This window comes from Novosphingobium chloroacetimidivorans, from assembly GCF_014204535.1.
GTDB classification, from domain to species: domain Bacteria; phylum Pseudomonadota; class Alphaproteobacteria; order Sphingomonadales; family Sphingomonadaceae; genus Novosphingobium; species Novosphingobium chloroacetimidivorans.
This window is the reverse complement of the sequence record NZ_JACHLR010000016.1, coordinates 1-23,693: the sequence shown is the minus strand read 5'-3', so window position 1 is coordinate 23,693 and position 23,693 is coordinate 1. Positions and strand designations below refer to the sequence as shown.

The 23,693-nt window shown below is 67.7% G+C and carries 19 protein-coding genes; 5 read left to right on the top strand and 14 right to left on the bottom strand.

Features of this window, described 5'->3' with window-relative positions; translation table 11 throughout:
• Positions 1-6: 6 nt before the first annotated feature.
• From lptE to HNO88_RS16375, 3 genes are all read right to left on the bottom strand, one after another.
• A complete protein-coding gene (gene lptE / locus HNO88_RS16385; RefSeq protein ID WP_184247965.1) occupies positions 7-507 on the bottom strand; it encodes an LPS assembly lipoprotein LptE in 501 nt (166 codons plus the stop codon).
• Positions 504-3,029, bottom strand: a complete 2,526-nt coding sequence (gene leuS, locus HNO88_RS16380) for a leucine--tRNA ligase (RefSeq protein WP_184247962.1) — start codon at positions 3,027-3,029, stop codon at positions 504-506. Before leuS ends, lptE begins: the two co-directional genes overlap by 4 nt.
• Positions 3,030-3,195: 166 nt before the next feature.
• Entirely contained in the window at positions 3,196-3,660 is a 465-nt protein-coding gene (locus tag HNO88_RS16375; protein WP_184247959.1) for a DUF3576 domain-containing protein, read from the bottom strand.
• A gap of 230 nt (positions 3,661-3,890) precedes the next feature.
• Between HNO88_RS16375 and HNO88_RS16370 the strand changes: the two genes are divergently transcribed.
• Both HNO88_RS16370 and phbB read left to right on the top strand, forming a co-directional pair.
• Positions 3,891-4,640 carry a Rho GTPase-activating protein gene (locus HNO88_RS16370; protein ID WP_184247956.1) on the top strand — a complete coding sequence of 250 codons (750 nt, stop codon included), beginning with the start codon at positions 3,891-3,893 and terminating at the stop codon, positions 4,638-4,640.
• A 136-nt stretch (positions 4,641-4,776) separates the two neighbouring features.
• Positions 4,777-5,499: an acetoacetyl-CoA reductase gene (phbB, locus tag HNO88_RS16365; protein WP_184247953.1), complete on the top strand. Its 723-nt coding sequence runs from the start codon at positions 4,777-4,779 to the stop codon at positions 5,497-5,499.
• Between the two features lie 685 nt (positions 5,500-6,184).
• Here phbB and HNO88_RS16360 read toward each other — a convergent pair.
• Positions 6,185-6,640 (bottom strand): nuclear transport factor 2 family protein, encoded by a 456-nt coding sequence (locus tag HNO88_RS16360; protein ID WP_184247950.1) that lies wholly within the window; start codon positions 6,638-6,640, stop codon positions 6,185-6,187.
• A 99-nt stretch (positions 6,641-6,739) separates the two neighbouring features.
• On the opposite strand from HNO88_RS16360, the gene HNO88_RS16355 reads away from it, so the two are divergent.
• On the top strand, positions 6,740-6,964 hold the full coding sequence (locus HNO88_RS16355; protein WP_184248233.1) for a ribbon-helix-helix domain-containing protein: 225 nt from the start codon (positions 6,740-6,742) through the stop codon (positions 6,962-6,964).
• Entirely contained in the window at positions 6,961-7,377 is a 417-nt protein-coding gene (locus HNO88_RS16350) for a GNAT family acetyltransferase (RefSeq protein WP_184247947.1), read from the top strand. Before HNO88_RS16355 ends, HNO88_RS16350 begins: the two co-directional genes overlap by 4 nt.
• A 226-nt stretch (positions 7,378-7,603) precedes the next feature.
• Here the strand turns inward: HNO88_RS16350 and HNO88_RS16345 are convergent, their stop codons facing one another.
• Both HNO88_RS16345 and murA read right to left on the bottom strand, forming a co-directional pair.
• A complete protein-coding gene (locus HNO88_RS16345; RefSeq protein WP_184247944.1) occupies positions 7,604-7,855 on the bottom strand; it encodes a hypothetical protein in 252 nt (83 codons plus the stop codon).
• Positions 7,856-7,915: 60 nt separating this feature from the next.
• Positions 7,916-9,199 (bottom strand): UDP-N-acetylglucosamine 1-carboxyvinyltransferase, encoded by a 1,284-nt coding sequence (gene murA, locus HNO88_RS16340; RefSeq protein ID WP_184247940.1) that lies wholly within the window; start codon positions 9,197-9,199, stop codon positions 7,916-7,918.
• Positions 9,200-9,433: 234 nt separating this feature from the next.
• Here murA and galU point away from each other — a divergent pair, with 234 nt between their 5' ends.
• Complete coding sequence (galU, locus tag HNO88_RS16335; protein WP_184247936.1) at positions 9,434-10,315, top strand: UTP--glucose-1-phosphate uridylyltransferase GalU; 882 nt, start codon at positions 9,434-9,436, stop codon at positions 10,313-10,315.
• A gap of 184 nt (positions 10,316-10,499) precedes the next feature.
• On the opposite strand, the gene cobA is transcribed toward galU, so the two are convergent.
• From cobA to HNO88_RS16295, 8 genes are all read right to left on the bottom strand, one after another.
• Positions 10,500-11,318: a uroporphyrinogen-III C-methyltransferase gene (gene cobA, locus HNO88_RS16330; RefSeq protein WP_184247933.1), complete on the bottom strand. Its 819-nt coding sequence runs from the start codon at positions 11,316-11,318 to the stop codon at positions 10,500-10,502.
• A complete protein-coding gene (locus tag HNO88_RS16325; protein WP_184247930.1) occupies positions 11,315-14,005 on the bottom strand; it encodes a nitrate reductase in 2,691 nt (896 codons plus the stop codon). The genes cobA and HNO88_RS16325 overlap by 4 nt, the downstream gene beginning before the upstream one ends.
• Positions 14,006-14,150: 145 nt before the next feature.
• On the bottom strand, positions 14,151-14,498 hold the full coding sequence (nirD, locus tag HNO88_RS16320) for a nitrite reductase small subunit NirD (RefSeq protein WP_184247927.1): 348 nt from the start codon (positions 14,496-14,498) through the stop codon (positions 14,151-14,153).
• Positions 14,498-17,002 (bottom strand): nitrite reductase large subunit NirB, encoded by a 2,505-nt coding sequence (nirB, locus tag HNO88_RS16315; protein WP_184247924.1) that lies wholly within the window; start codon positions 17,000-17,002, stop codon positions 14,498-14,500. The genes nirD and nirB overlap by 1 nt, the downstream gene beginning before the upstream one ends.
• Positions 17,003-17,372: 370 nt before the next feature.
• Positions 17,373-18,584: an alginate export family protein gene (locus tag HNO88_RS16310; RefSeq protein WP_184247921.1), complete on the bottom strand. Its 1,212-nt coding sequence runs from the start codon at positions 18,582-18,584 to the stop codon at positions 17,373-17,375.
• A 472-nt stretch (positions 18,585-19,056) separates the two neighbouring features.
• Complete coding sequence (locus HNO88_RS16305) at positions 19,057-20,736, bottom strand: ABC transporter ATP-binding protein (protein WP_184247918.1); 1,680 nt, start codon at positions 20,734-20,736, stop codon at positions 19,057-19,059.
• Positions 20,737-20,750: 14 nt separating this feature from the next.
• The gene (locus tag HNO88_RS16300) at positions 20,751-21,746 is read right to left on the bottom strand and encodes an ABC transporter permease (RefSeq protein ID WP_184247915.1); all 996 of its coding nucleotides are present in this window, start codon (positions 21,744-21,746) and stop codon (positions 20,751-20,753) included.
• Positions 21,747-21,756: 10 nt separating this feature from the next.
• Complete coding sequence (locus HNO88_RS16295) at positions 21,757-23,151, bottom strand: CmpA/NrtA family ABC transporter substrate-binding protein (RefSeq protein WP_184247913.1); 1,395 nt, start codon at positions 23,149-23,151, stop codon at positions 21,757-21,759.
• Positions 23,152-23,693: the final 542 nt, after the last annotated feature.

Below are 23,693 nucleotides of genomic sequence, written 5' to 3'. Positions count from 1 at the left end.
ATCACCTCAGCGCGACGGGGCCGCGCCCTTGCGAAGCTGCAGCGCCACACTGGTGACGATGCGGTCGGCGATGTCCCTGGCAAGGTTTTCGAGCGCGGTCTGCTCGGCCGCGACCGTGGCGTAGTCGGACGAGATCACGTCGATGCCCGCGTCCGAGCCGGCGGTGGCATCGAGCAGGATGGCATTGTCGTTGAGGTCAACCAGTTGATAGCGCGCACGCAGGGTCCGCCGCTCGCGGCTGACGGTGTCGTCGCTCAGCAAGCCGAAAGCTTCGAGCCTGTCGTCGAGCCGCACGTCGAGCCGATAGCGCGGTGCCTCGCTCGTCGAGCCGCCGAGCTTGTCGTTCAGCGCATTGCGCACCAGCCAGCCGGCGCGGCCATCGATGGCCGCGACCTGGATCCCGGCCAGTCCGCGCGCGACGGTGCCGTTGCCGCCGCCGGCGTACATCGGCTGCAGCCCGCATCCGGCGAGCGACAGGGCGCACAGAGCCGCAGCAAGGAGCCTCATGCGACCAGGTTGACCAGGCGGTCAGGCACCACGATGACTTTCCTTATCTCGGCCCCGTCGAGCGCACGCTGCACCTTGTCGCTGGCGAGCGCAAGCGCCTCCAGCTCCTCCCTGGACGTGCCCTTGGCAACGGTCAGGGTGTCGCGCAGCTTGCCCTTGACCTGGACGGCGATGGTCACCTCGTCTTCTACCAGCAGTGTCGGGTCGACCGCTGGCCAGGCCGCGAGCGAGACGAGATCCTCGCCCCCGATCGTGCCCCAGGCCTCTTCGGCGAGGTGCGGCATCATCGGCGCGACCAACAGCAGGAGAGTGCGGATCGCGGCCGAGCGGCTGGCGGACGGCTGGGCCTTCTCGACCGCGCTGGTCAGTTCGTAGATACGCGCGACGGCCTTGTTGAACGACAGCGCCTCGATGTCCTCGGCCACCAGCGCGACAGTCTGGTCGCGCTTGCGGTCGATTGCCTTGTCCTCGCCGGTGGCATTCGCGTCGAACTGCGCAAACAGCCGCCACAGACGCTGGACGAAGCGGGCGCAGCCTTCAATGCCGGCTTCCGACCACGGCAAGTCGCGCTCGGGCGGGCTGTCGGAGAGCATGAACCAGCGGATCGCGTCGGCGCCGTATGTTGCGACGATCGCGTCGGGATCGACGACGTTCTTCTTCGACTTCGACATCTTGATGACGCGGCCGATCTCAACCGGAGCGCCATCGGCCAACAGCTTGGCCGACTCGCCGCCGCGTTCGATTTCCGCAGGGCTGAAGTAGACCGGCTGGCCGTTGGCATCGTCGATGCGGAAGTACGTCTCGTGCGTCACCATGCCTTGGGTGAACAGGCTGGCGAACGGCTCCTTCACCTCGATCTTGCCGATGCGGGCGAGCGCGCGGGTCCAGAAGCGGGCGTAGAGCAAGTGCAGGATCGCGTGCTCGATGCCGCCGATGTACTGCTCGACCGGGAGCCATTTCGCGATGGCTTCGCGGTCGAACGGCTTGTCGCCCGGCTGGCTGGCGAAGCGAAGGAAGTACCAGGACGAATCGACGAAGGTATCGAGCGTGTCGGTCTCGCGCACCGCCGGCTTGCCGCAGTCGGGGCAGTCGACGTGCTTCCAGGTGGGATGACGCACCAGCGGATTGCCCGGAGTCTGGAAGTCGACGTCCTCGGGCAGCACGACGGGCAGCTGGTCCTTGGGGACGGGCACCACGCCGCAGGCCTCGCAGTGGATGAACGGGATCGGCGTGCCCCAGTAGCGCTGGCGGCTGACGCCCCAGTCGCGCAGGCGCCATACCGTCTTGCCTTCGCCCCAGCCTTCCGACTCGGCGCGCCCGATGACGGCGGCTTTGGCGTCGGCGACGCTCATGCCGGTGAGGAAATCGGAGTTGACCAGCACGCCGTCGCCCGCTTCCGCCTCACCGCCGAAAGGCTTGTCGGCGTCAGCCGGATCGGCGGCGACCACGCGCACGATCGGCAAGCCGAACTTGGTCGAGAACTCGAAGTCGCGCTGATCGTGGCCCGGAACGCCCATGACCGCGCCGGTGCCGTAGTCCATCAGCACGAAGTTCGCGATCCACACCGGCAGGTCCGCGCCGGTGAACGGATGGCGGACCTTGAGGCCGGTGTCGAAGCCCAGCTTCTCGGCGGTTTCCAGCTCGGCGGCGGTGGTGCCGCCCTGCTTGCACAGCTCGATGAAGGCCTGCGCCTCCGGCGAGTTCGCGGCAATGGCCTGCGCCACATGATGCTCGGCGGCGACGGCGACGAAGCTGGCGCCGAAGATCGTGTCGGGGCGAGTCGAGTAGACTTCGATCTCATCTGCGAAGTTGATCGGCTTGAACCGAAACTGCAGGCCCCGCGACTTGCCGATCCAGTTCTCCTGCATCAGCTTGACCTTGTCGGGCCAGTTCTCGAGGCTCTGCACGCCTTCGAGCAGTTCCTCGGCAAAGTCGGTGATCTTAAGGAACCACTGGGAGAGCTTGCGCTTCTCCACCAGCGCGCCCGAGCGCCAGCCGCGCCCGTCGATCACCTGCTCGTTGGCCAGCACGGTCTGGTCGACCGGGTCCCAGTTGACCGAGCTTTCCTTGCGATAGACGAGGCCTGCTTCGTACAAGTCGAGGAACAGCGCCTGTTCGTGGCCGTAGTATTCAGGCTCGCAGGTCGCCAGTTCGCGGCTCCAGTCGAGCGCGAAACCCAGGCGCTTCAGCTGCGCCTTCATGTTGGCGATGTTCTCGCGAGTCCAGCCGCCGGGGTGGACGCCCTTCTCCATCGCCGCGTTTTCCGCCGGCATGCCGAACGCGTCCCAACCCATCGGGTGGAGCACTTCGTGCCCGGTCATCCGCTTGTAGCGGGCCAGCACGTCGCCCATCGTGTAGTTGCGCACGTGGCCGATGTGGATGCGCCCCGAGGGATAGGGGAACATCTCCAGCACGTAGCTGCGCGGCTTGGGGCTGGCGTCGTCGGCGGCGAAGCACTGGCGCTCGTCCCAGACACGCTGCCAGCGCGTGTCGGCGGTGGCGGGGTCGAACCGCTCGGTCATTGTCGGGGATTCTCCAGCGGGCATGCGCGCCACTTACACAGCTTCGTCATTCCCGCGAAGGCGGGAATCCATCTCCAGGTGGTTCCGGTTACGCGACGTCAGGAGATGGATCCCCGCGTTCGCGGGGATGACGAAGGTAAGTATAAGGCGTGGCTCCGCCGCCCTCTCAGCCGACCGAATTGCGCCGCAGGTCGCGGGCGCGGGTGAGGATGATGTCTTCCAGCTTCTGCACGGTCGCGGCCTGCACCGGCGCGGCGACCCAGCCACCGCCCTGCTGCACTTCGCGGCTGGCGGCGACGCGCAACGCATCGGCGCGCAGATCGGCGTCCAGGATGGTCACCGAGACTTTCACGCGCTCGCCGGGGTTCTTGGGGTTGGAATACCAGTCGGTCACGATCACGCCGCCGTTGCTGTCGGTCTGCAGCAGCGGCATGAACGACAGCGCATCGAGGCTGGCGCGCCACAGGTAGCTGTTGACACCGATCGTCGTCACCTGGGTCGGCGCGACTTCCTTGCGCACTTCCTTCTTGCCGCCGCAGGCGCCGAGCGCGGCGACGAGCGCGAGGCCGAGGCCGGCGCGCAGCACCGGGGCGAGAGTCGTGCCGAGTTTTGAGGCGCTGCGGACTGTCATCGTCGTTCCCAGTTTCCTGTATCTCGCGGGTGGCTTGGCGCGCGTGTGCGCTTGCCCGCTCATCCTCAGCCTCTATCGCCGCCGCGCCGACCCGGCAAGTGCGCCCTGTTCCCGTCCGCCGCAGCCGCCGAGCGCGGTTGCCTGTCGTCTCGCATCAGAATGTGTTAAGCGGGCGATCGACAAGCAGAGTCCGTCAGTGGACCGGATTGGACGTCATGAGGAACATAAGGATGAAGGCGGGGCAGGATCGCAAGGGCGGAACCACCGCGTCGGTGCTGCTCGCCGGCGCCGTGACCTTGCTGGCGTTGCCGAGCGCCGTGCTGGCGTTCACCGCGGATTTCAGCGCCAAGGACGAGGCTGGCCCCAGCATCGAGCCGGCACCTGTCGCCCAGCCCTCGCACGGACTGTCGCGCGCACTGGCGATCCGCTCGCTGGCGAAGGGGCAGCTGTTTCCCTTCACCCCGGCGGGAATCGCCAACCAGTCCGAGCGCGCGGTCACCGTCGCCGTGCGAGTCGATGGAGCGGCGGCGCGGGCGATCACGGTGCGCGGACGCAGCCTGGCGCAGCAGGACGGCGATGCCAGCCACCTGCGGATCGCGCCGACCGGCTTCAGCCTGGGCGTTTCGCGTGGCTATCGCAATTTCGCGCAGGACATCACCCAGCAGGCCGCGCCGCCGAAGACCGCCATGGACCTGCCCGACCTGCACAAATACAGCCTGGCACCGTCGCGTTCCAAGGGCGACGACTCGCGCTTCTCGCCCCGGATCAGCCTGGAAGAGAAGGCCACCACCGGCCGCGCGCCGCGCACGTTCGGAGTCGACGGCAGCGAAGTGGACCTGGGCGGAGCCTATCGCGTCACCGGCAACCTGGCCGTGACGGCCGGCGTTCGCTACTCGCAGGAGCGCGAGCGGCTCACACCGTTGACCGATGGCAAGCAGGACAGCCAGGCGGTCTATGTGGGTACGCAATTCAGTTTCTGACCGGCGCCGCGCCAAGCCGCCGCAGCATATTCCATGCACGGCATGTCATGACAGACCTTCGGAGCAACTTGTGCTGTCCTGCTCCTGCCCCTAGCAAGGTGTGGGAGTGAGAACGCTTGGCGAGGACAGCAGCTCAATGGCACGCGTAGCAATCGTTACCGGCGGCACCCGAGGCATCGGTGCGGCCATTTCCCTCGCATTGAAGGACCGCGGCCACACCGTGGTGGCCAATTATGCGGGCAATGACGAGAAGGCCAAGGCCTTCACCGAGGAGACCGGCATCCCCGTCTACAAGTGGGACGTGGGCGATCACGAGGCCTGCCTTGCCGGCTGCAAGCAGGTCGAGGCGGAGGTCGGTCCGATCGACATCGTCGTCAACAATGCCGGCATCACCCGCGACGGCACACTGCACCGCATGTCGTTCGAGGACTGGAACGAGGTCATGCGGATCAACCTGGGCGGTTGCTTCAACATGGCCAAGGCGACCTTCTCGGGCATGCGCGACCGTGGCTGGGGCCGGATCATCAACATCGGCTCGATCAACGGCCAGGCCGGCCAGTACGGCCAGGTCAACTATGCCGCCGCCAAGAGCGGGATCCACGGCTTCACCAAGGCGCTGGCTCAGGAAGGCGCCAAGTTCGGCGTGCTCGTGAACGCGATCGCGCCCGGCTACATCGACACCGACATGGTGGCCGCGGTGCCCGAGCCGGTGCTGGAGAAGATCGTCGCCAAGATCCCGGTCGGCCGCCTCGGCAACGCCTACGAGATCGCCCGCGCCGTGGGCTTCCTGGCCAGCGAGAACGCCGGCTTCGTGACCGGATCGACGCTGAGCATCAACGGCGGGCAACATATGTACTGACGATGGCAGGCGCGTGAGGCAGCCGTTCGCCAGAACGGCAACTTACGCGCCGGTGCCGCGATGGCGGCAGTCATCGTCCCGGCCGGGGTGCGGCGGGCAGCTGGTCCGCCGCACCCGTCGGACTTCATGGCGGCGGATCTGCCGTTGCCTGCCCGCGCTTACCGTCGGGCAAGCGGCGCATGCCTCTGCTGCGCGCGTACGCGGAGGTGTGCTTCTTCTCGGACAGGTCCTGCTTCGGGAAGAACAAGCGGGGCCCCCGCCTGCGCGGGGGCGACGGGTTGGTCGGAACCGAGGTAGACAGAACAGACGTGACCGCTTTTGCCGGCTGCGTCCCTCGACTTTGCGCGTGAGGCGCTGGTGCCCGCAACGTGGCAGGCACGGCCGCCATCCGATGTAGCGGCGGCGGATCTGCCGTTGTCCGGCTGGTCCCGCTCACGTGATGACACAGACACCCACCTTCGTCGCCCCCGCGCAGGCGGGGGCCCCGCTTCTTCTCGGACAGTCCTGCTTCGGAAAGAACAAGTGGGGACCCCAGCTGCGCGGGGGCGGCGGGGTGGTCGGAACAGTCGAAGTGGACAGAACGCAGCCCGACAGCTCTTGACGCCGATCGGCGTTGTCTGAACGCGCCAGGCTCCCTCCAACTCCGGCAGGCAGGCACTTGAAAGCCCAACCTCAGGCCACGGCGCTAAGGCGTCGCGCTTGCGATCGTCGCCTGCCGGGCAACCAGCCACCACCGCTCGCCGCGCTTGGCCCAGACGTCGGTGAACGGCCGGAACACCTGCTTGCCGGCGCCCGGCCCCTTGAGCGGGACCATGGTGTCATGTCCCATCACGATCACTAGTGCGGGCTGCACCCCGACGTAGGCGATGGTCTTCTTGAAGTCCCTATAGTCGAGCAAGTCACCGTCCATCGCCGCGATCACCTCGTCGCGATGGAGGATCGTGTTGCTGGGCGCGTTGACCACGAAGTCGTCCGCCCAAACCTCCTTCACGCCCGCCGCATCATGGGTCGTGATCGCCTTGCCGAGCTGGCCGTACAGCTTGCCGATCTCCGGCGGCAGGGCCGCTCGCGCCGCGGGTTGTGCGAGCGAAGGCATGGCAGTTGCGGCAAGCGCCAGGCCGGCAATCAATTCGAATCGCATGGGCATGTCCCTTGTCGACGATGGGGGTGCAGGATGGCGGATCGCCCGGATGTTCGCCAGAGGCTTGCCGGCCTGCTCCGGCGCACGCTACCCTGGCGCATGGCCGTGCCGTTCCATCCTCCCGTCAAGCGCTCGGTCGAGATCGCGGGGCACAAGACCTCGATCAGCCTGGAGCCGGTGTTCTGGGACATGCTGCGTGCGCGGGCGAGCGCCGAGGGTGTGCCGATCAATGCGCTGGTCGCACGGATCGATGCCGAGCGGCTCGAGGCCGAGACCCCGCCCGGCCTGGCCGGGGCGATTCGGGTCTGGCTCGTCTCGACATGAAGGTCATCGGCTACCAGCCGCGCCACTTCGACCAGGTCGATGCCTTGTGGCAGGCGTGCTTTCCCGACGATCCGCCGCGCAACCGTGCCGCCGCCGCCATCCCCGCCAAGCTTGCGCTGGGCGACGGCCTGCTGCTGGTCGCCGAAGACGCAGCCGGCCGGGTGCTCGGCACAATCATGGCGGGCTACGACGGCCATCGTGGCTGGCTCTATGCCGTCGCGTCCGATCCGGGACATCGTGGCAAAGGCATCGGCCGGGCGTTGGTGGAGGAAGCCTGCCGCCGACTGGCCGAGCTCGGCTGCGTCAAGGTCAACCTTCAGGTGCGCGCGGGCAACCAGTCCGTGGCCGAATTCTACCGCAAGCTGGGCTTCGGCGAGGAAGCGCGGATTTCCATGGGGCGGGCGCTGAGCTGATATCTCGCAAGGCTTCGCCGTCGTTACGGGCCAGAGGTCCGACGAATCGGCAGGAGGCGGCCGTTGCCGTGGATTGCTTCGCTACGCTCGCAATGACGAGGGGGAGGGGAGAGGGCCAAACCTAACTACGTCGTGACCCTCGCCTGCGGCTCTGTGTCTCATGCCCATACGAAAAGGCGGCGGATGCGTGCCCGCCGCCCGTTTCGTTGGCGATCCTCTCAGGGCTTCAGTAGTTTGCGGGCGGGTCGCTCGCGGGGAAACTTTCGTCGCTGGCTTCGTCGACCCTGTTCCAGGTCTTGGGTGCATTCGACATCTCGTGAGGACCGGCGTCGCGCACTTGTGAGAAGTTGCCGGTCGGACCACCGATAGAGCCGGCATAGGCCGCCTTGCCTTGGGTTTCGCCCGTGTCCTGACGGGTGGCATACTTGTATAATGCGTAACCGGCACCGCCGGCGAGTGCCAACCTGATCAAGCCCATGACGTACTCCTCTCGGATTTTCTCAAGTGAAACGCGCGAGGGCTCGGGCCGGTTCCTGCGTTACTCGCCGCCGACGCGCTCGACCTGTGCCCCGAGCAGCGAGAGCTTCTCCTCCAGCCGCTCATAGCCGCGATCGAGGTGGTAAAGGCGGTGGACCTGCGTCTCCCCCTCCGCCGCCAGGCCCGCGATGACCAAGCTCATCGAGGCGCGCAAGTCGGTCGCCATGACCTCGGCGCCGTGCAGCTTGCCCACGCCGTGGACGATGGCAGTGCGGCCCGACGTCTCGATCCGCGCGCCCATGCGGTTGAGCTCGGGCACGTGCATGTAGCGGTTCTCGAAGATCGTCTCGGTCAGCACGCTCGATCCCTCAGCCATGCACAGCAGCGCCATCAGCTGGGCCTGCATGTCGGTGGCGAAGCCCGGGTACGGCGCGGTCGCCAGGGTCACCGCGCGCAGCTTGCCATCGGCGGCGATGTGCAGCCCCTCGGGCCGTGGCTCGACATGCACGCCGGCGCTGCGCAGCGCCTGGATGGTCGCATCCATCTCCTCGATCCGCGTACCGGTCAGCGTCACTTCGCCCCCGGTGATCGCGGCGGCGCAAGCATAGCTGCCCGCCTCGATCCGGTCCGGCATGACGCGGTAGGTGGCGCCATGGAGACGCGGCACGCCGTGGATGGTGAGGTCGCTGCTGCCGATCCCCTCGATCTGCGCACCCATCGCCACCAGCAGGTTGCACAGGTCGACGATCTCCGGCTCGCGCGCGGCGTTGTGTAGCGTCGACTTGCCGCGCGCGGTCGCCGCCGCCATCAGCGCGTTCTCGGTCGCGCCGACCGAAACCACCGGGAACGAGTAGCGCCCACCGGGCAACCCGCCGTCCGGCGCGATCGCGCGCACGTAGCCCGCCGCCATCTCGATCGTCGCGCCCAGCGCTTCGAGAGCCTTCAAGTGCAGGTCGATCGGGCGGTTGCCGATGGCGCAGCCGCCGGGGAGCGACACGGTCGCCTCGCCCATGCGCGCCAGCATCGGGCCGAGCACCAGGATCGAGGCGCGCATCTTGCGCACCAGTTCGTAAGGCGCGACCGAGCTGGTGATGCGGGTGGCGGCCAGCGTCATCACCCGGCCGAAGTCCTCCGGCCGCGAACCGGCGATCGTGGTCGAAATGCCGAACTGGTTCATCAGGTGCTGGAAACCGTCGATGTCGGCCAGGCGCGGCAGGTTGCGCAACGTCAGCGGCTCGTCGGTCAGCAGCGCGCAGGGCAACAGGGTCAGTGCCGCATTCTTGGCGCCGGAAACGGGGATGGTGCCCGAGAGGCGCTTGCCGCCTTCGATGATGATCTTGTCCATCACGGCCCTTTAGCGCGTTTGTGACAGGCAGCAAGCGAGCGCGGCCGGGCACAAGGCCAGGCCGTTACCTCACACGGCCGGTCGCTCCGAAACGGATGATGCACCGCGGCGTTCACGCAATCGCAACCATCGTCTGCAAGCAATTGCCTTGCTAAGACGATGCCGCTTTAAGATGCAGTGCAGCATAGAGTTCCACATGCCACAGAGTGCCGCTTACAGGGGATTGAAGCGCCGATGTCCGACACCCAGTTTCGCAAGCCCGTCAAAAAAGCCGTTTTTCCCGTTGCCGGTCTGGGCACGCGATTTCTGCCCGCGACGAAAGCGATCCCCAAGGAACTGCTGCCGATCGTCGATCGCCCGCTGATCCAGTACGCGGTCGACGAAGCACGTGAGGCTGGGATAGAGGAATTCGTCTTCGTTACCGGCCGCGGCAAGACCGCCATCGTCGAGCATTTCGACACCGCGTACGAGCTGGAAGCGACCATGACCGGTCGCGGCAAGTCGCTCGATCCACTCGAATCGACGCGGATGCAGCCCGGAAATCTCACCACCGTGCGCCAGCAAGTGCCGCTGGGCCTGGGCCATGCCGTGTGGTGCGCGCGCGCGGTGGTGGGCGACGAGCCCTTTGCAATCTTCCTGCCCGACGAGCTGATGTACGGCAAACCCGGCTGCATGGCGCAGATGATCGAGGCCTACAACGAAGTGGGCGGCAACCTGATCTCGGTGCTGGAAGTGCCGCGCGAGGACGTCTCCAGCTACGGCGTGATCGCGCCCGGTGCCAGCAAGGGGAACCTGACCGAGGTCAAGGGCCTGGTCGAGAAGCCCAAGGTGGACGAGGCGCCATCCAACCTAATCGTCTCGGGCCGCTACATCCTCCAGCCCGAAGTCATGGGTTTGCTGGCCACGCAGGACAAGGGCGCCGGCGGCGAAATCCAGCTGACCGACTCGATGGCCAAGCTGATCGACACGCAGCCGTTCCATGCGGTGACCTTCCAGGGCCGCCGGTTCGATTGCGGTTCCAAGCTGGGCTTCGTGGAGGCGACGCTGGCGATCGCGCTCGACCGGCCGGACATGGGCGCCGACGTGCGCAGGATCGCCGAGAGGCTGCTGGGGTAATGTAGGAACCGGGTCGATCACACGTGGTCCCGGCCCCGCAGATTCCTCTTACCCCCAAGATGCTCGTCATCCCCGCGCAGGCGGGGATCCATCTCCGGTACGCGCCGATGGTTCGACGGTAAGGGCAGGGTCGAAGGGCAGCGGCATCGCCCCGCGGCAACTCACCGTAGCGCCAATCGGGAGCTCAGGAGATGGATTCCCGCCTTCTCGGGAATGACGTGGTGGTGGATTTCAGCTCGCGTCGGGATGACACCGCCCGCAACGCCTCACCGATCAGGAGCAGCGCCGGACCGTCCCCCAGCGCCGTTTTCGCGCTGAGCGCCAGCAGATCGAGCCGCGTCAAGAACACCCGCTCTTCGGGCAAGCTGGCCGATTCGACCAGCGCGACGGGCGTGTCACCCGCAAGGCCTTGTGCCATCAGCCGTGACGATACCTCGCCAGCAGCCGCCTTGCCCATGTAGACCGCCAGGGTCGCTTCGGGATCGGCCAGACGCGTCCAGTCGAGATCGAGCGGCTCACCCGCACGGGCATGCGCGGTAACGAAGGTCAGCTTGCGCGCGAGGCCGCGCAGCGTCAGCGATGCGCCCAGGCTCGCCGCCGCGGCGCTCGCTGCGGTCACGCCGGGACAGACGCGCACCTGCACCCCGGCGGCGCGACAGGCTTCCAGTTCCTCGGTCGCGCGGCCGAAGATCGAGGGATCGCCACCTTTCAGGCGCACCACCCGCTCGCCGGCCAGTGCCGCCTCAACGATCAGCGCGTCGATCGTCGTCTGGTCCTTCGAATGCCGGCCCGAACGCTTGCCGACATGCACCAGCCGCGCGGACGCCCGTGCCATGTCCAGCACCTCGGGACCGACCAGCGCATCGTAGAACACGACGCTGGCCTGCCCGATCAGCCGCTCTGCCTTGCGAGTCAGCAGCTCGGGATCGCCGGGACCGGCGCCGACCAGCCAGACCGAGCCTTTCGGGAAATCGGCTGCGAAATCCTTGGACGAGCGCGTCATTCGGCGGCCTCCCTCTCGCGGGCGTTGCAGGCTTCCAGCAGCCGCGCGATCGCCGGACGGCAGCTGCCGCAATTGGTGCCCGCGCAGGTCGCCGCGCCGATCGCCGCGACAGTGGCGGCGCCGACCTCGAAGGCGGCGGCGATGTCCTTTTCGCCGACGCCGTGGCAGACGCACACGATCGCACCGCGTTCCACCATCGGCGTCGAGGGGCGGCCGGCAAGCAGTTCGACCGGGTGGGCCTCGCCCCCGCCGAGCTGCGCGGCGATCCAGTCCCGGCGCGGCAGGTCGCCCGAACGCGTGAGATAGAGCGCGGCGGCAAGGCTGCCGTCCCCGCCTTGTACCACGATCCGGCGCATGCCACGGGCCACGTCGACCACTTCGACGCGCTCGCCCGCAGGCAACAGCGCGCCAAGGTCCACCGCGCCCTCTCCGGCGAGTTCGGTCAGCCAGCCGCCGGGGATGCGCGAGCGGCTCCAGTAGAGCAGGCCCGCTGGCGCGATCGCCTCTCGGCTCGCGACAAAGGCGCGCCACTCGGGCTTGACCGGCTGGACGCGGGCGGCGGCGTTCTTGAACCCGGGTTGGCCGGAGATCGGGTCGGTGCCCTGCCCCGGCAGCCGGTTAGCGCGGGCACCGCAGGCCATGGCGTCTGTCCAGTGCATCGGCACGCAGATCTCGCCGGGCCGCTGCGTGGCGGTGACCCGGACCCGGAACACGCTGGCGCCGCTGGCGCTCTCGACACGGGCAAGCCCGCCATCGGAAAGCCCCTGCGCCAGCGCATCCTGCGGGTGCACTTCGAGCAGCGCCTCGGGCCGGTGCTGCGACAGCGTCGGCGAGAGGCCGGTGCGCGTCATCGTGTGCCATTGGTCGCGGTAGCGCACGGTGTTGAGGCGCAGCGGGTAGGCGCTGTCGGTATGCGGCTCTGCCGGCGCGACGCTGACGAGGCGGGCCTTGCCGCTCGGCGTCGGGTAGCCGTGCGCGAGCGGGTAAGCGCCGCCCCACTGGAACGGGGCCATGGTCTCGTAGGCCGCGTCATCGAGGTTGGCCAGGGCAGTGAGGTCGAGCACCTTGCCGCGCTCTGCGGCAAGGCCGGTCATGGCGGCGAACTCGCGGAACACGCCCGCAGGGTGGTCCCACGCGAAGTGCTCGCCCCAGCCCAGCCGTTCGGCGACTTGCGCTACGATCCGCCAGTCGGCGCGGGCCTCGCCCGGTGGCGCGAACAAGGCGCGCTGGCGGCTCACGCGGCGCTCGGAGTTGGTGACGGTGCCGTCCTTCTCGCCCCAGGCGAGCGCGGGCAGGCGGATGTGGGCGAAGCGGCCGGTGTCGGTGTCGGCGATGACGTCCGAGACGACCACGGTGGGGCAGCGGGCCAGCGCCTCGCGCACGAAGCCGCTGTCGGGCATCGAAACGGCGGGGTTGGTGGCCATGACCCAGAGGAACTTGATCCGACCGTCATGCACCGCGCGGAACAGGTCGACCGCCTTGAGGCCCGGGCCGGTGCAGATGTTCGGCGCCTGCCAGAACCGCGCCACCGCATCGCGCTCATCGTTCGTGAAGCCGAGGTGGCAGGCGAGCATGTTGGCGAGCCCGCCCACTTCGCGCCCGCCCATGGCGTTGGGCTGGCCGGTGATCGAGAACGGTCCCGCGCCGGGCCGGTTGATGCGGCCGGTGGCGAGGTGGAGGTTGATGATCGCGTTGCCCTTGTCGGTGCCGCAGACCGACTGATTGGCGCCCTGGCTGAACAGGGTGACGGTGCGGGGGTGGGCGGCGACGAGGTCGGCAAGCTGGGTGAAGGTGGCGGCGGGGATGCCGGCTTGGCGCGCAAGCTCGGCAGCAAAACTCGCCGTCGCCCCCGCGCAGGCGGGGGCCCCGCTTTCTTGGTCCACGCGCTGCCCTGTGCCGCAAGTAGCGGGGCCCCCGCCTGCGCGGGGGCGACGGTAAGGAGCAAGTTCGGACCAGAACCCCGCATCCACCTCGACGCGTTCGGCGAGGTAGCCTTCATCCAACAGCCCGCGCTCCCGCATCTCCGCGAGCAGTGCGTTGAACAGCGCCACGTCGCCATCGGGCGCGACTGGTACGTAGAGATCCGCCTGCTCGGCGGTTTCGGTGCGGCGCGGGTCGATCACGACCAGCCTGGTGCCGCGCTTCTCGCGCGCCGCCTCGATGCGTTGCCAGATCACCGGGTGGCACCAGGCGGTGTTGGAGCCGACCAGCAGGATCAGGTCCGCCTCCTCCAGGTCCTCGTACGAGCACGGCACCACGTCCTCGCCGAAGGCCCGGTTGTGCGCGGCGACGGCGCTGGCCATGCACAGGCGCGAGTTGGTGTCGATGTTGGCGCTGCCGACGAAGCCCTTCATCAGCTTGTTGGCGGCGTAGTAGTCCTCGGTCAGCAGCTGGCCCGAGACGTAGAAGGCGACCGAATCGGGACCATGCTCGGCGATGCAGTCGCGCATCCTGCCGGCGACGAGGTCGAGGGCTTGGTCCCAAGTGGCGCGATTGTCGCCGATCATGGGGTGGAGCAGGCGGCCTTCGAGGCTGACGGTTTCGCCCAGGTGCGTGCCCTTTGAGCACAGCCGGCCGTGGTTGGCGGGGTGCTCGGCGTCACCCTTGATCTGTACCGAGCGGGGGCCGGTGACGGTGGCGGTGATGCCGCAGCCGACGCCGCAGTAGGCGCAGGTGGTGTTGATCATTGCTGTCCTCCCCGGACCGGGGAGGTGGCGCGCGCGGAGCGCGTGACGGAGGGGAGTCTCGCCATCTCCAAAGGTCGCCGGAGGACGCGAATCCCCTCCACCACCCTGCGGGCGGTCCCCCTCCCCGGATCTGGGAGGACAGGCATCACGCCAGAACCGCACGCGGGGACAGCACCGCCGAGCGCTTGAGGTAGATGCGCCCTGCATCCACCCTCAGCGGGATGGTCGGCACGCAGCCCTCGTCCGCGCCCAGGGCATTGCCGCTCCTCAGCGAGATGTTCCAGTTGTGCAGCGGACACGTCACCACGTCGCCATGGACGATGCCCTGGCTGAGCGGGCCTTGCTTGTGCGGGCAGGCGTTCACCAGCGCGAAGAACTCGCCGCGCATGGTGTGGAACACGGCGATCTCCTCCCCGCCTTCGACCGGCAGGGTGCGCGCGGTGCCGGGTTCGATCTGCGTCTTGGGACCGATGTCGAGCCAATCGCCGTGCATCAGGCGTTCTCCATCTCAGGGGTCACGACCAACGGGCGGACGGTCGCGATGTGGGCGTGCAGGTCGCGGCGTTCTCCGGAGGCGCGCTTGGCCCAGGGGTCGTCCTGCGAGAACTGCTGCGAATAGCGGAAGCGCGCGGCGTAGCGCCGGATCGCGTCGGGATCGTCGAGCAGCCTGGACTTGATATGATCGAGGCCGACCCGCTCGATCCACGGCGCGGTGCGCTCCAGGTAATGCGCCTCCTCGCGATAGAGCTGCGTGAAGGCGGCGCACACGTCCATCGCCTCTTCCTCGGTGGCGACCTTGCACAGGAAGTCGGTGGCGCGCACCTTGATGCCGCCGTTGCCGCCGACGTGCAGCTCGTAGCCCGAGTCGACGCAGACCACGCCGAAGTCCTTGATCGTCGCCTCCGCGCAGTTTCTGGGGCAGCCGCTGACCGCGATCTTGAACTTGTGCGGCATCCAACTGCCCCAGGTCATCTGCTCGATCTTGACGCCAAGGCCAGTGGAATCCTGCGTGCCGAAGCGGCACCATTCCGAGCCGACACAGGTCTTCACCGTGCGCAAGCTCTTGCCGTAGGCGTGGCCCGAGACCATCCCCGCGGCGTTGAGATCCGCCCAGACGGCGGGCAGGTCCTCCTTCCTGATCCCGAAAATGTCGAGCCGCTGGCCGCCGGTGACCTTGACCATGGGTGCGTTGAACTTCTCGACGACATCCGCGATCGCCCGCAATTCACGCGGGTTGGTGAGGCCCCCCCACATGCGCGGGACCACGGAATAGGTGCCGTCCTTCTGGATGTTGGCGTGCATCCGCTCGTTGACGAAGCGGCTTTTCTGATCGTCCACGTACGCGCCGGGCAGCGCGCAAAGCAGGTAGTAGTTGAGCGCCGGGCGGCACGAGGCGCAGCCGTCGGGCGTCGACCAGTGCAGTTCCTGCATCACCTGCGGGATCGACTTGAGCTGCTTCTCCACGATTAGGCGGCGCACGTCGTCATGGCCGAAGCTGGTGCACTTGCAGAGCGTCTTCACCTCGCGAGCGCCGCCGTAGTCCTCGCCCATGGTGAGGCTCAGCAGCAATTCGACTAGGCCCGTGCACGACCCGCAGCTGGCCGAGGCCTTGCAGGTGGAGCGCACCGCGTCGAGCGAGCAAGCACCGGCGAGGATCGATTTGACCACGGTGCCCTTGGAAACGCCGTTGCACCCGCAGATCTCGGCCTCGTCCGAGAGGTTGGCAACGGCGGCATTAGGGTCCGCGAGGGCGCCCCCGGAAGCGAAGGCCTGCCCGAAGATCAGGCCCTCGCGGAGATCGGCAACGCTCTCGCCCTTCTTGAGCAGATCGAAGTACCAGGAGCCATCGGCGGTATCGCCGTAGAGCACCGCGCCGACCAGCTTGTCGTCCTTCAGGACCACGCGCTTGTACACGCCGCGCGCGGCGTCGCGCAGGACGATGTCCTCGCAGCCTTCGCCGCCCGAGAAGTCGCCCGCGGAGAACAAGTCGATCCCGGAAACCTTGAGCTTGGTCGACGTGACAGAGCCGAGGTAGCCGCTAGGCGCGTCGGTGACATGGTCGGCGAGCGCGCGGCACATTTCCCACAGCGGCGCGACGAGGCCGTAGCAAAGCCCGCGGTGCTGGACGCATTCGCCGACCGCGAGCACGTCGGGGTCGGAGGTGACCATGTGGTCGTCGACCATGACACCGCGCTCGCACTCCAGGCCGGCGGCCTTGGCGAGGCCGGTCGAGGGGCGGATACCGGCGGCCATGACGACGATGTCGGCCTTGACCCTGGTGCCGTCCTCCAGCTCGATCCCGACGACTTTCCCGTCCAGCCCATGGATCGCCTTGGTGTTCGCGCCGGTGAGGATGGTCTGGCCACGACGCTCCAACTCGGTCTTGAGCAGGTAGCCGGCGGCTTCGTCCAGTTGGCGCTCCATCAGCGTCGGCATCAGGTGGACGACGGTGACCTTCATGCCGCGCAAGGAGAGGCCGTGCGCCGCTTCCAGGCCGAGCAGCCCGCCGCCGATCACCACCGCATCCCCGCCCTTCTCGGCGGCCGCAAGCATCTTGTCGACGTCATCCAAGTCGCGGAAGGTCACCACGCCGTCCAGATCGTGGCCCGGTATGGGGATGATGAACGGGTCGGAGCCGGTGGCGATCAGCAGCGTGTCGTAGGGCTCGACCCGGCCGGACCGGGCGACGACGCACTTGTGCGCACGGTCGATGTGGTCGACCCGGTCGCCCGATACCAGGGTGATGCCGTTGTCGGTGTACCAGTCCGCACCGTTGATGACGATCTCGTCGAAGCTCTTGTCGCCGGCGAGCACGGGCGAGAGCATGATGCGGTTGTAGTTCACCCGCGGCTCGGCGCCGAAGATGGTGATCTCGAAACGGTTCGGATCGCGGGCTAGGATCTCCTCGACGGCGCGGCAGCCGGCCATGCCGTTGCCGATCACGACGAGCCGCTCCCTAGAGCCTTTGGGCGGAGGCGCTCCTGTGTCGAAGGTCATCGGTGCATTCACATCGCGTCTCCGTCAGCGACGCGCACAACGAAAAAAGCCGCCAGCGATCCTTCGAGAGGATCACGGGCGGCTTCATTGCCACGCGTCTGTCAGTGGGTGGGCGAGGCGCTGATCGTCCTTCGTCGGACGGCGCTCGATCGCTTGGCTGGAGTGTAAGCGATTCGCCTACTTGGGGGCAAGGTGTTTTTGCAGTGCAGCAGAGTTGCGGTGAGGTCCCTGCCCCTCCACCACTCGCCTCGCGAGCGGTCCCCCTCCCCGAGCAAGCTCGAGGAGGACTTCAGGCCGTTTTAGATCCTCCCCGAGCTTGTCTCAGGGAGGGGGACCGCCGCCGCAGGCGGGGGTGGAGGGGCGATCCACCTTACAACGCAAACTCAGCCTGCAGCCAGAGGATCTCCTTGTCCGCCGTGCGCGCGTTCGCGGCCTGGTAGTTCGCGTACTTGGCCAGGAAGCCGTAACGCCCGACCTTGAATGCGACCTGCGCGTCCCATTCGGTGCCGAATTCGATGCCGCCCTTGTCGCTGTCGAACTGGTGGTAGATCACCTGCGTGTTCAGGCCCTGCACCGCCTTGACCTGGCTGAAGCTGTAGCCGACCGAGCCCCAGGCATCCTGAAGCCCCTGCGCCGGGTTGGTGAGGAACACGTCGGCCCAGCCGTTGAACTTGTGCAGGGTGGCGAGCGGCGTCTGCACCGAGACGTTGCGGTTCGATCCCAGCATTTCCCAGCCGCCGCCCAGGCGCAGGCCCGAGACGGTCACCCCGCCTTCCGCGTAGCCGTAATTGGCGGCGTAATCGCGCGGGCTGCTCTTCCAGTCGGACTGTCGGGCGTAGGAGCCCAGCAGGTCGATCTTCACCTTGGGCGTGACCGGCAGCACCGTCTGCGCACGCAGGCCGAAGGTCTGGGTCGAGTTCACCAGTTGCAGCGGGTCGTCGAAGTCGAGCAGGTAGGCGAAGGCCTTCACCTGCACCGGGCCGGCCTTCACGCCGCCGTTGAGCAGGAACAGGTTGCCGTCGTAGGCCTGGCGCGGCCCCGCATCCTCGCCGAAGATCGTGCGCTGGCTCCAGGCATAAGTCGCGTCGAGCACGACCGGGCCCAGCTTGCCCTCGCCGCGCACGGCGTCGAAAGTCTGCTCGTTCTGGCGCCAGCCGACGGAGCCGACCCAGCGCTGGTCGTCGTGGTTGATCCGCTGACGCCCAAGGGTCAGGGCATTGCCGTTGTTCCTGTAAGCCAGCTGGAGGCGGTTGAGCTCGACGTTCTGCGGATCGGGAACCACCGAGTAGCCGGGGCGGCGCTGGCTCGATCGCGGCACCGCGAACGGGAAGGCATTGTAATTGTCGTCGAGCGCCAGCGTGCCCTCGCCTTCCGCCAGCACGGAGAAGTTGCCGGATCTCAGCTCTGCGCCGGCGCGCAGTCGCATGGTGACGGCGTCGGCATCGAGGTTCAGGCTGTCCTGGTCGACATGCTCGTAGCGCAGGCGGCCCTCGACGATCGGATCGATGGTAAGGGGGTCGCTGATCTTGACCGGGTCGCCCGGCTGGGCGTGAGCGGGAGTGGCGAGAGCGAGCGTTACCATCACTCCGGCAACTACAACCGACGCTGATACTTTCGTCGCCCCCGCGGAGGCGGGGGCCCCGCTTCTTGTGCTCCGGCGCGGCGATGGAAGAACAAGCGGGGTCCCCGCCTGCGCGGGGACGACGGCAGTTCTCGGCGCGATGGGTTGCTCGATCTTCATAGTGCACTGCCTCCCTCAAGGCGGGCGCGTCCACGCTCCGCCAGGCCCCGGATGGGACCGGAAGGCAGGCGCCATTGCCTGCCGCGGTTCGGGCGCTCCCTCACGCCCGGTGTCGGCTGCCTGAAAGGCGGGCGGCTATGCCCGCGGCAGTGTTGTTTCGCTCAGATCCTCCCCTGCAAGGGGAGGTGGCAGACGCGAAGCGGCTGACGGAGGGGTGTAACCCTCTCGATCGAGCACTCCGCCAGCGGTGACACCCCTCCACCACCGCTTTCAGCGGCGGTCCCCTTCCCCTTGCAGGGGAGGATCTATGGCGTCACGCCGCCTTCGCCGGCCCGTGGTCGTACTCGGCCAGGAAGTGCAGCACCTCCTGCCGGTACTGGTAGAACCTGGGATCCTCCAGCAGCGCCTTGCGGTCGCGCGGGCGGGGCAGGTCGACCTTGAGCACCTTGCCGATGGTCGCGTTCGGGCCGTTGGTCATCATCACCACCCGGTCGGCGAGCAGGATCGCCTCGTCGACATCGTGGGTGACCATGATCGCGGTCACCTTGGTGCGGTTCCAGGTCTCCACCAGCACGTCCTGCAAGTCCCAGCGCGTCAGGCTGTCGAGCATGCCGAAAGGCTCGTCGAGCAGCAGCAGCCGGGGCGAGAGCGCAAAAGCCCGCGCGATGCCGACCCGCTGGCGCATGCCGTTCGACATCTCGGCCGCCAGCTTGTCCTTGCTGTCCGTCAGGCCGACGCGGTCGAGGTAATAGTCGACGATGTCGCGCCGCTCGCCCTTGGTGGCGTGCGGATAGACTCGCTCGACTCCCAGCGCGACGTTCTGGCGCGCGGTGAGCCAGGGCATCAGGCTGGGCGCCTGGAACACCACCGCCTTGTCCGGCCCGGCCACGCTGATCTCGCGGTTGTCGAGGACGATGCCGCCCGAACTGATGGCGTTCAGCCCCGAGGCCATCGTCAGCACGGTTGACTTGCCGCAGCCCGAGTGGCCGATCAGCGAGACGAACTCGCCCTTGTCCATCAGCAGGTTGAAGTCCTCGACCACGGTCAGCGGACCCTTGGACGTGGGATAGACCTTGTTGAGCTTGAAGAACTCGAGGTAGCGCCGCTCCACCGCCGACCGGGCGGCGTCGGTGTAAGCCTTGGGCAGGCGCAGCGCGGACAAGTCGATCGGCTCGACCTTGGGCAGCGCGACCGCGCTTTCGCCGGCGCTGCCGCCTTCGTTCAGCATGCCGAGATAACCGACGATCTCGCGCCGCAAGGCCTGGAAGTGCGCGTTGTCGTTCACCGCCTCGCGATCCCGCGGGCGCGGCACGTCGACGGTGAAGATACGGCCGATCCGCGCTGCCGGGGCGGGCGTCAGGATCGCGACGCGGTCGGCCAGCAGCAGTGCCTCGTCGACGTCGTTGGTGACGAGGATGATGGTGCGCCGCTCTTCCTTGCGGATACGCTCGATCTCGTCCTGCAGCTTGGCGCGGGTCAGCGCGTCTAGGGCCGACAGCGGCTCGTCGAGCAGCAGGATTTCCGGCTCCATCGCCAGGGCCCGCGCCACCGAGACGCGCTGGCGCATGCCGCCCGACAGCTGCGCCGGCTTGCGATCCATCGCATGGCCCAGGCCGACCAGCTCGATCTTCTGGCGCACCAACGCGGCGCGCTCGGCGGGCGAGCGGTCCTTGTGCACCGCATCCACCGCCAGCGCGACGTTCTTCTCGACGGTGAGCCACGGGAATAGCGAATAGGACTGGAACACCAGGCCGCGATCCTTGCCCGGCCCGTCGATCGGTTGCCCGCGCAGCAGGATCTGCCCCGCGTCCGGCTCGATCAGCCCGGCGATGGCGGAAACCAGCGTGGTCTTGCCCGCGCCCGAGAAGCCGAGGATCGCGATGAACTCGCCCTCCTCCACTTCCAGGCCGACGTTATCGAGCACCTGGGTCACCGCGCCGGTCTTGCCGGTGTAGCTTTTGGACAGGCCGCGGATCGAAAGGATCGTGGTCATGGTCTCTCCCCCTCTCAGACGGCGTGGTTGCGGCTGGCGAGCTGCTGCAGGACCATCATCACCCGGTCGAGCAGGAAGCCGATCAGGCCGATCACCACCACCGCCACCATGATGCGGCTGAGCGACTGCTCGTTGCCGTTCTGGAACTCGTCCCACACGAACTTGCCGAGGCCCGGGTTCTGCGCAAGCATCTCGGCCGCGATCAGCACCATCCAGCCCACGCCCAGCGACAGGCGCATACCGGTGAAGATGTAGGGCAGTGCGCTCGGCAGCACGAGCTTGGTCAGCCGCGCGAACCAGCCGAGCTTCAGCACCCGGCCGACGTTGATCAGATCCTTGTCGATCGAGGCGGTGCCGATCGCGGTGTTGATCAGCGTGGGCCAGAGCGAACACATCATCACCACGATGGCCGAGATGACGAAGCTCTTGGGCAGGGTCGGATCGTCGCTGGTGACCGAGGCGGAGACGACCATGGTCACGATCGGCAGCCAGGCGAGCGGGCTGATCGGGCGCATGATCTGCACCAGCGGGTTGATCGCGGCGTTGATCCGCTTCGACATGCCGGCGACGAGGCCCAGCGGCACGGCGACAATGGAGGCGAGTACGAATCCCGCGCCCACGGTCTGCAGCGAAGTGAAGATCTGGTCCACGAAAGTCGGCGGGCCGGTATAGATGGAGCCGGCCGCTTCGATCGTGGCGGCTTCGGTCCGCGCGGCGGCGTATTCGCCGAGCAGGCCGACGAAGGCGTTCCACACGTCCCCCGGTCCGGGCAGCGCGCCGAGCGAGGTTTCGACCATCGGCGCCAGCATGGCCCAGAGCGTCAGGAACACCGCGATGCCGACGAGCGGCGGCCAGGCGCTTTCGAACGCCGCCTTGCCGCTGGGCAGCTTGAGCCCGAACGGCAGCTTGCGCGCGGCTGCGGGAGCCGATGCTGGCGGCGCGATCCGGGCTGGAGCGGCGATCGGCTCGGCCATTGTGAACTCGTCTTTTCGGAGGGTGGCTGCGTTCATGGGTCTGTCCTCACTTCACGCCTGCGGGGGTGACGCTCTGACCGTCCTTCAGGCCGATCGCGAAACCGGCGGCGTAGGCGGCGGGGTGGTGCGCATCGAAGGGCACGCCGTCGATCGCCTTGTGGGTCTGGTTGCGAAAGCCGTCGGTCTTGGGGAACTGCTCCGCCCTGGCCTTGCCGGCATCGACCAGCGACTTGGCGGCCTGATCGTAGAGGTCGGGGCGGTAGGTCGCCTTGACGGTGTCGAGGTACCACTGGTCGGGCTTGGCCTGGGCGATCTGGCCCCAACGGCGCATCTGCGTCAGGTACCAGATGCCGTCCGAGTACATCGGATAGCTCGCCTGGTTGGCGAAGAACTGGTTGAACTCGGGCGTCGCGCGGGTGTCGCCGGGCGCGAAGGTGAACTTGCCCGTCATCGAGGCCAGCAGCACCTTCTCGTCGGCGCCGACGTACTTGCTGTTCGCCAGCAGCTTGACCGCCTCGGGCCGGTTCCTGCCGCCGTCCGCGTCCAGCCACATCGATGCCTTGATCAGCGCGCGCAGCATGGCCTGGACGGTCTTGGGGTTCTTGTCGGCGAACGCTTGCGTCATGCCGAAGACCTTGTCGCCGGTGGTGCCGGCAATGTCGGGGTCGACGATCAGCGGCACGCCGATCTTCTTGGCGACGGCGGCCTGGTTCCACGGCTCGCCCACGGAATAGCCGCTGATCGTGCCCGCCTCCATGGTCGCCGGCATCTGCGGCGGCGGCGTGACCGAGAGCTGGACTTGCGCGCCCGTCGTGCCCGCGGTGTCGCCCGGCAGGTAGAAGCCGGGGTTCAGCCCCCCGGCGGCCAGCCAGTAGCGCAGGATGTAGTTATGGGTGGAGACCGGGAAGACCATCGCCAGCTTGAACGGCTTGCCCTGCGCCTTGAAGCTTTCGACCACCGGCTTGAGCACCGAGGCGGAAACCGGCTGGCCCTTGGGCACGCTGCCGGCGATCATCTGGTAGACCTGGTTGGATACGGTCACCGCCTTGCCGTTGATGTCCAGGCTGAAGGGCGTGATCAGCCTGGTCTTGGCGCCGATCCCCGCGCCCGAGGCGAGCACCTGGCCCGCCAGCATGTGCGCGGAGTCGAGATCGCCGGCGACCACACCGTCCAGCAGCACCTTCCAGTTCGCCTGCGGCTCCAGCGTGACGTTCAGGCCCACTTGCGCGAAGAAGCCCTTCTCCTTGGCGATCACCAGCGGGGCGATGTCGGTCAGCTTGATGAAGCCCAGCTTGAGGTTCGGCTTCTCGATCCCGTTTGCGGTGGCGGCCTTGTTCTCCGTGGGCGCGCCGCTCTTGCCGCAGCCCGCCAGCGAGACGCTGACCAGCAATGCCGCCAGCACCGCGCGCCGCTTGAATGTGTTCCCCCGAAGCTGAGCCATGCTTTCCCCGTTTCGCCATGCGACAGACGCGAAAAAGCCGCCACGACATGAGGTCCGAGGACCAGGTCGGGCGGCTGCGTTGCCACGTATTGTTGAAGTGTGAGCGGTGCGTTCTGGAAGCGACCCATCCTTGGGCCACCACGCGAACCGCGACACCGATTAAGTAAGCGATTCGCGGGGCCGGCGTAAAGCGGTTTTTTGCAGTGCAGCGAAGGTGTGGTTTTTGCGGCAAGGTTGAGGAGGCGGGCGGAGTGCGCGGTCTCGCCTGCGGACTGCCACGAGGATCTGTCCTCCCCGGCACGGGGAGGGGGACCGCGCGCAGCGTGGTGGAGGGGAGTCTCGGCGTGGCGCGAGGCTGCCGGCGGGTTCCTCCGAGGTTTGCGGCAGGACGCGAGTCCCCACCACCCCTCGCTGCGCGAGCGGTCCCCCTCCCCGCATCGGGGAGGACAGATCCTCCCCTGCAAGGGGAGGTGGCGCGCCTGAAAGGCGTGACGGAGGGTTGTCACCGCTGGTGGAGTGCTCGACCGAGAGGGTTACACCCC

What these genes read in the sequence shown, in the direction of transcription:
- lptE (WP_184247965.1), bottom strand. Translation starts at nt 507, where the DNA reads ATGAGGCTCCTTGCTGCGGCTCTGTGCGCCCTGTCGCTCGCCGGATGC.
- leuS (WP_184247962.1), bottom strand. Translation starts at nt 3,029, where the DNA reads ATGACCGAGCGGTTCGACCCCGCCACCGCCGACACGCGCTGGCAGCGT.
- HNO88_RS16375 (WP_184247959.1), bottom strand. Translation starts at nt 3,660, where the DNA reads ATGACAGTCCGCAGCGCCTCAAAACTCGGCACGACTCTCGCCCCGGTG.
- HNO88_RS16370 (WP_184247956.1), top strand. Translation starts at nt 3,891, where the DNA reads ATGAAGGCGGGGCAGGATCGCAAGGGCGGAACCACCGCGTCGGTGCTG.
- phbB (WP_184247953.1), top strand. Translation starts at nt 4,777, where the DNA reads ATGGCACGCGTAGCAATCGTTACCGGCGGCACCCGAGGCATCGGTGCG.
- HNO88_RS16360 (WP_184247950.1), bottom strand. Translation starts at nt 6,640, where the DNA reads ATGCGATTCGAATTGATTGCCGGCCTGGCGCTTGCCGCAACTGCCATG.
- HNO88_RS16355 (WP_184248233.1), top strand. Translation starts at nt 6,740, where the DNA reads ATGGCCGTGCCGTTCCATCCTCCCGTCAAGCGCTCGGTCGAGATCGCG.
- HNO88_RS16350 (WP_184247947.1), top strand. Translation starts at nt 6,961, where the DNA reads ATGAAGGTCATCGGCTACCAGCCGCGCCACTTCGACCAGGTCGATGCC.
- HNO88_RS16345 (WP_184247944.1), bottom strand. Translation starts at nt 7,855, where the DNA reads ATGGGCTTGATCAGGTTGGCACTCGCCGGCGGTGCCGGTTACGCATTA.
- murA (WP_184247940.1), bottom strand. Translation starts at nt 9,199, where the DNA reads ATGGACAAGATCATCATCGAAGGCGGCAAGCGCCTCTCGGGCACCATC.
- galU (WP_184247936.1), top strand. Translation starts at nt 9,434, where the DNA reads ATGTCCGACACCCAGTTTCGCAAGCCCGTCAAAAAAGCCGTTTTTCCC.
- cobA (WP_184247933.1), bottom strand. Translation starts at nt 11,318, where the DNA reads ATGACGCGCTCGTCCAAGGATTTCGCAGCCGATTTCCCGAAAGGCTCG.
- HNO88_RS16325 (WP_184247930.1), bottom strand. Translation starts at nt 14,005, where the DNA reads ATGATCAACACCACCTGCGCCTACTGCGGCGTCGGCTGCGGCATCACC.
- nirD (WP_184247927.1), bottom strand. Translation starts at nt 14,498, where the DNA reads ATGCACGGCGATTGGCTCGACATCGGTCCCAAGACGCAGATCGAACCC.
- nirB (WP_184247924.1), bottom strand. Translation starts at nt 17,002, where the DNA reads ATGACCTTCGACACAGGAGCGCCTCCGCCCAAAGGCTCTAGGGAGCGG.
- HNO88_RS16310 (WP_184247921.1), bottom strand. Translation starts at nt 18,584, where the DNA reads ATGGTAACGCTCGCTCTCGCCACTCCCGCTCACGCCCAGCCGGGCGAC.
- HNO88_RS16305 (WP_184247918.1), bottom strand. Translation starts at nt 20,736, where the DNA reads ATGACCACGATCCTTTCGATCCGCGGCCTGTCCAAAAGCTACACCGGC.
- HNO88_RS16300 (WP_184247915.1), bottom strand. Translation starts at nt 21,746, where the DNA reads ATGAACGCAGCCACCCTCCGAAAAGACGAGTTCACAATGGCCGAGCCG.
- HNO88_RS16295 (WP_184247913.1), bottom strand. Translation starts at nt 23,151, where the DNA reads ATGGCTCAGCTTCGGGGGAACACATTCAAGCGGCGCGCGGTGCTGGCG.